Annotated in this window: 1 protein-coding gene; it reads right to left on the bottom strand. The window is 56.5% G+C overall.

Going from position 1 to position 542, the window contains the following annotated elements; all coding sequences use genetic code 11:
• Nucleotides 1-63 precede the first annotated feature (63 nt).
• On the bottom strand, nt 64-542 hold a 479-nt coding region (locus AC07VS_RS28825; protein WP_494752697.1), incomplete at its 5' end, for an IS1634 family transposase.

Below are 542 nucleotides of genomic sequence, written 5' to 3'. Positions count from 1 at the left end.
CTCGAGTTCGACACGAAGTGCGCCAAGTGCTTGATTTCATTAGAAACCGCTTGAATATTTCCACTACAACAGGGCCAATTGCGTGTCTGGTACGGGCTTTCTGAGGTTCAGCGCCGAGAACAGTTCGGCCTGCTCGCGGTTGATGTTGGAGATGCCGCTGATGGGCGCACCTTGGTTGATGGAGACACTTTGGCGTTGAATCCTTCGCAATTGCGCCAAGGCCGTCTCCGGTGAGACCCCCTGGCCTGCTGCCTTCAGGCGCTGACGCATCATCCGGTACAGGATCAGGGCCATGAAGCAGATGCTGGCATGGGCTCGAATTCTCTCGGGCAGCCGGTGATACACCGGTGCAATTTCAATTTCCGACTTCAGCACCTTGAAGCCACGCTCAATATCGGCCAGGCTTTTGTAGCGCCGCACGATTTGCTCGGGGCCCAGATCGGCCACATTGGTGACCAGCAACAGCTTGCCGTCCATCATTTGCGCGCGGGCCAAAGCCTTGGCGTCAATGTCGTAAGTGAACAGGTCCGACTTCAGATCGA

It is taken from the genome of Curvibacter sp. GW821-FHT01G03 (assembly GCF_059422285.1).
The sequence above is the reverse complement of the archived record's forward strand: the minus strand, read 5'-3'. Positions and strand labels throughout refer to the sequence as shown.